This window comes from Streptomyces odontomachi, from assembly GCF_024435355.1.
Lineage (GTDB): Bacteria > Actinomycetota > Actinomycetes > Streptomycetales > Streptomycetaceae > Streptomyces > Streptomyces odontomachi.
This window is the reverse complement of record NZ_JAMJWG010000063.1, coordinates 1-5,423: the sequence shown is the minus strand read 5'-3', so window position 1 is coordinate 5,423 and position 5,423 is coordinate 1. Positions and strand designations below refer to the sequence as shown.

Annotated in this window: 5 protein-coding genes; 3 read left to right on the top strand and 2 right to left on the bottom strand. The window is 72.4% G+C overall.

Annotated elements, in window-relative coordinates:
• On the top strand, nucleotides 1-396 hold a 396-nt coding region (locus NQO67_RS43305; RefSeq protein ID WP_255956161.1), incomplete at its 5' end, for a methylmalonyl-CoA mutase family protein.
• Between the two features lie 37 nt (nucleotides 397-433).
• Here the strand turns inward: NQO67_RS43305 and NQO67_RS43300 are convergent.
• Complete coding sequence (locus tag NQO67_RS43300) at nucleotides 434-1,663, bottom strand: hypothetical protein (protein ID WP_255956160.1); 1,230 nt, start codon at nucleotides 1,661-1,663, stop codon at nucleotides 434-436.
• 159 nt (nucleotides 1,664-1,822) lie between these two features.
• The gene (locus NQO67_RS43295) at nucleotides 1,823-3,319 is read right to left on the bottom strand and encodes an FAD-dependent monooxygenase (RefSeq protein WP_255956159.1); all 1,497 of its coding nucleotides are present in this window, start codon (nucleotides 3,317-3,319) and stop codon (nucleotides 1,823-1,825) included.
• A 154-nt stretch (nucleotides 3,320-3,473) separates the two neighbouring features.
• Between NQO67_RS43295 and NQO67_RS43290 the strand changes: the two genes are divergently transcribed.
• Both NQO67_RS43290 and NQO67_RS43285 read left to right on the top strand, forming a co-directional pair.
• Nucleotides 3,474-4,139, top strand: a complete 666-nt coding sequence (locus NQO67_RS43290; protein WP_255956158.1) for a TetR/AcrR family transcriptional regulator C-terminal domain-containing protein — start codon at nucleotides 3,474-3,476, stop codon at nucleotides 4,137-4,139.
• Between the two features lie 561 nt (nucleotides 4,140-4,700).
• Nucleotides 4,701-5,423: class I SAM-dependent methyltransferase (locus NQO67_RS43285; RefSeq protein WP_255956157.1), on the top strand; the 723-nt coding region annotated here is incomplete at its 3' end.

Sequence of the window (5,423 nt, the reverse complement as noted above, 5' to 3'; positions counted from 1 at the left end):
GACCTGGGCGGCGCCACCCGCGCCATCGAGCAGGGCTTCCAGAAGAACGAGATCGAGCGCAGCGCCTACCGGATCGCCCAGGAGACCGACGCGGGCGAGCGGGTCGTCGTCGGCGTCAACCGCTACACGCTCGACGAGGAGGAGCCCTACGAGCCGCTCCGCGTCGACCCCGCCATCGAGAAGCAGCAGGCCGAACGGCTGGCGAAGCTGCGCGCCGAGCGGGACCAGGGCGCGGTGGACACGGCCCTGGACGCGCTGCGCAAGGCGGCGGAGGGGTCGTCGGACAACGTCCTCTACCCCATGAAGGACGCGCTGCGCGCCCGCGCGACGGTCGGCGAGGTGTGCAACGCGTTGCGCGAGGTGTGGGGTGCCTACGTTCCGGTGGACGTCTTCTGAGGCGTCCAGCGCGCCGGGTGCGCCCGGGCATCCGGGCTCAGGCCGCGGCGTCGATGGTGACGACGCCCACGGCCTGCGCCCCGACCAGCAGCAGGCAGGCGCGGACGCCGTAGTCCTCTTCGGAGAGCTCGAAGGGCAGGCCGATGCCGTAGGCCGCCACGGGCCCGTCGCCGGTGCGGCCGATGGCCTGGGCTCGAACGGTGGCGAAGAGGTCCCGGCCGAGCAGCGTCACGAGCCGGTCGCCGGGGAAGGCCGGGGCCCGGTCGGTGTCGGACCAGTGCTCGGTGGGAGCGTCGTCGTCCGCCACCTCGCCCATCACCCACGCCCCGCTCCAGGCCAGTTGCAGGTTGTGCGCCTCGAAGTCCGTCTGGACCCGGGCGAGGGTGCCCTCGTCCAGTCGCCGGGGCGCCGTCCCCTCCTCCCACCACTCCTCGTCGTAGAGCTCGGCGCACAGGTCGGTCGACGGCCACCAGGCAGCGAAAGCCGTGTCGAGGTCCGGGGCGGCCGGGTCCAGGGTGCCGTGGTGGTGTTCGAGCAGGGTCGTGACCCTCATGCGCTCGTTGTTGGACAGCCACACGAACTCGCCGAGCAGGCGTCCGACGCAGTCGGCCCGGACCGCGAGGTCCGCCCCGCGGTAGGCGTCCTCGCTGAGGGTCGCGGGAGCGGCGAGGTCGCCGTCCAGGGCGAGCCGCGGATCGGGCCACAGCCCGTCCGGCGGCCGTGTCGACGGTGCCGGGGCCAGGGAGATCCTGAGGGTCTTGCCGAAGATGTTGCGCCCGACGAGGTGCAGTTCGGCGTCGAGGGGTGGGCCGTCCGGCTCGGCGGCCACGTCGACGCGCACCAGGTCGGCGAAGTCGGCGGCGAGCTTCTGCGCCAGCAGCGGAACGAGTTCCCGCACCGGCTCCGGCAGGGCCTCGGGCCCGGCGGAGAGCACCCCGGTGAGCAGCCGGTCGAGCTCCGCCGCCACCTCCTCGGCCGGACGGGCCCGCGTCCACGGCCTGCCTTTTCGGCCGATCGCGTGGTTCAGCGGCCGGACACCGACCGGGTGACGCAGGCCCGCGCCGCCCGCCGCCGCGAACGCCTGCGGAAAGCCCCCGTACTCCGCGACCTCGGCGGGGCTCGGCGGGTCGGCCCACGAGCGCTCCTCGGGTGGCGGTGCGCTGCCCCGGACGGCCACCGACCAGAAGGCGGCGTGTGCGGTCCCGTGGTGCACCGGGGCCCAGCGCTGTACCAGATGGGCGGCGGCGAACGGATCGAGTGAGGTCACCGCACACCCCCGCGCGTCCGCACGGCCACCCGTGCCCCCGTCGTCCTGACCGTGCCGCCCCTCACCGTCATGCCCCTGCACCCCCGTCGAACGTCCAATCGAAAGCGCTCACCCTACAGCCCGTCAGAGGCACCCGGCGGCGCGGCACCTTCGACCCGTTCAGGCCGCGGCCCCCGCGGGTAGGGCGCCGTACCCGGCCAGATGCTCGACGAGCCCGTCCGCGGTGACGCCCGCCCAGCCGACGTAACCGTCCGGTCGGATCAGGAAGACCCCGGTGCCGTACGGCTCGTACGCCGGTGCGCGGTGCGTGCGGACGGTGGTGGGCAGCGCGGCGGCCGGCGGCAGCGCGGTGCCGGTGCCGACCGCCAGCAGGGTCCAGTGCGGGCCCCGGAAGACGTCGAAGAGCCGGGTGCCGCCGGGCCGGCCGTCCGGCGCGCGGTCGCCGGCGCGCAGGGCGTCGTCCGCGAGGCCGGTGCGGGTCTCGGCGGACAGCGCTGAGTCGCGGTAGCCGAGACCGAGCTGGCGGGTGGCCGCGCCACGCTCGGCCGTGCCGTTGTGGATCCGGGTGGACAGGCCCAGCATGTCGGCCGCGACGGGCCGCCGTTCCTGCTCGTAGGTGTCGAGCAGCGCCACGGGTGCGCCGTGCCGCAGGACGGCGCCCAGCTTCCAGCCGAGGTTGTAGGCGTCCTGGACGCTGGTGTTGAGCCCCTGACCGCCCGCGGGGGAGTGGACGTGGGCGGCGTCCCCGGCCAGGAAGACACGGCCGGCGCGGAACCGGTCGGCCAGCGCGGCGCTGGCCCGGAAGTCCGACGCCCACCGCACCTCGGTGACCTCCTCGGCGGCCAGGTGCGAACGGGCCGCGACGATTGCGCGCACCCCGTTCGGCGACAGGTCGGGCACGGTGCCGTCCGGGAACTGGGCGACGACCTGGAAGTCGGGGATGCCGGGCAGCGGGCACGCGCTCAGGAAGCCGCCGCCCTCCTCCGCCGGCGGGAAGAAATGCCAGTTGTCCCGGTCGAGCGCTCCGGGGCTCAGCCGGACGTCGGCGACCATGAGCGGGTTCGGGTCCACGGTCTGCCCCGTCATGCCGATGCCCAGGGCGCGGCGCACGGTGGAGCGACCGCCGTCCGCGGCGACCGCGTACCGGGCCCGGACCGATGCGCCGCCGGCGAGCGTGGCGGTCACCCCGTGGGCGTCCTGCGCGAGCCCGGCCAGCTCGGCCCCGAACTCCACGCGCCCCCCGAGTTCCACCAGACGCTCGTGCAGGATCTCCTGGGTGCGCCACTGCGGCAGCATCCACGGCCGGACGTACGGCGCGGTCGGGGACGGCACCGGCTCGTCGAACATGCGGTACTCGCCCTGCCGCGCGCCGTCCTTCCACATCATCCCGACCGGTATGGCGCCGCCCGATGCCAGCACCGCGTCGATCACGCCGAGGTCGTCCAGCACCTCCATCGTGCGCGGCTGGAGCCCCTTCCCGCGCGAGCCCGGGATCAGCGCCCCGGCCCGCTCGACCACCCGGACCCGCACACCACGCCGAACGAGGTCACAGCCGAGCGCGAGGCCCGTGGGCCCGGCACCGACGATCAGCACGTCGACCCGTACGGTGCCGTCTCCACCTGCACGTTCCTCGCAGTCGGCCGTCCCGGTCGTCATCTCCGCAGCCACCTCCGCAGTCACCTTCGTAGCCATCCCCGTCACCCCTCGTGCCCCGTTTCCCATTCCCGTTCCCCTCCGGTCACGGCTTCCTTAACAACGTTAAATTGCCGAGGGTTCGGAGTGTGTCCTTAACGGCGTTAAACTGTCAAGCGTGGCATCGACGCGAACGACACGACTCGACCGGAAACAGGTGATCGACACCGCGCTCCGGCTGCTCAACGAGGTCGGTCTCGAAGGCCTCACCCTGCGTGCCATCGCCGCCGAACTGAACGTCAAGGCTCCCGCCCTGTACTGGCACTTCAAGGACAAGCAGGCGCTGCTGGACGAGATGGCGACGGAGATGATGCGGCGGATGGGGTGGCCGTCGGAGGACCAGTCGGCCGACTGGCGCGAGGTGATCACCGCCGCGATGCAGGGCCTTCGCGCACACCTGCTGCGCTACCGCGACGGTGCGCGCGTCTACAGCGGAACCCACTTCACCGACACGTCGTACGCCGGCCCGATGGAGACCTTCCTCGCACGGCTCACCACCCAGGGCTTCACCCCCGCCGCCGCGGTCCGCGGCTGGCACACCGCGTACAGCTACACCATCGGCTACCTCATCGAGGAACAGGCCATGACCGGCCGCACCTTCGACCTCACCGCACGAGCGGAGCGCCTCGCGGATCATCCGCTCGCCGCCCAGGCCGGGGAGGAGATGTTCGGCGACTACGACGCGGGTTTCGACCGTGGCCTACGGGCGGTGGTGGAGGGAATCGGAGCGACGCTCCGGGCGCCGGGGGCGCCCGGAAAGGGGCGCGGGGAAGCGCGCGCCTAGCCCCGACGAGACGGTCGGTTCGTCACCGTCCCGAGGGGGCTGTTTCTGTCGTGTCCGGGCCGCCGGGTTGGTGGTGGGTTGCTCGCGCAGTTCCCCGCGCCCCTTGGTGGGCGCCTTTGGTGCCATCTGGGGGGGTGCCCCCGGGCGCACCTGCGAGGGGCGCGGGGAACTGCGCGACCGGCGTCGATGAGAGCGTCGGGTCGTCACCGTCCCGGTGGGGCTGTTTCTGTCGTGTCCGGGCCGCCGGCCGGTGGTGGGCTGGTCGCGCAGTTCCCCGCGCCCCTAAGTAGGCGCCTTCGGCGCCATCAGCGGGCGTGCCCCGCACGTGGGCACCGAGCGGCAGGGCCGGAAGCGGCGCGGACGGGCCCCCGGGCGTGAGCCCGGGAAGAGCTACTGAGGTTCAATGCGTGATGTCGCGAGGCTCTACCCCTTACGACTGCGAAGACGGGTATCCACAGCACAGCATCATGCGAAGATCACAGTGACCCAGAGGTGCATGGCCGGGCGGGGCGACGGGCAAATCGGTGGCGCTGGCGCGACGAGCGTCGCTAGCGTCGCGCCGTGATACACCAGAATCCACTCGCCTACTTGGTGGGCCTTGAAGGCACTGCCCTGCTGCGATCGTTCACCGGGGAGCACGATCGCGGGTTCGTCGATGCGCGTATCGACGAGATCCGGAGGCTGCTTGACGACGAGACGCTGGCGGATGCCGCTGTGGACGTTGCCCCGGTGGGCACGGTCGATGGATACCAGATCTGGTCGAGGACCTATGACGGCCCCAACTCGGCGTTCGACTTCGACGAGCCGGTGGTCGGGGAAATCCTCGATGGAATGCCGACTGGTGCCGCCTTGGACGCCGCCTGCGGCACCGGTCGGATGACGGCCCTGCTGGCCGAGCGCGGTCACCGGACAGTCGGCGTCGACAGCTCGGCGGACATGCTGGCGCGGGCACGTGAGCGGGTACCAGCAGGCGAGTTCCTCCTTGGCGACCTGCGCCGGCTGCCCGTGGCGGATGATGCCATGGACCTGGTGGTCTGTTCTCTTGCCCTGACGCACGTTTCCGACCTGGGGCCGGTGATGGCGGAGTTCGCCAGGGTGTTGCGTCCGGGCGGGCACCTCGTGACCTCGGACATCCACCATGAATGCGTGGCGCGGGGTTCGATTCCCTCGGTGCGCTTGGCGGACGGGAGGCCGGGGCAGTTGGAAACCTATCGTCATCCGGTCGGGGACTACCTACGTGCCGCGCTTGCGGTGGGGCTACAAGTCCGGCGCTGTGAGGAACCC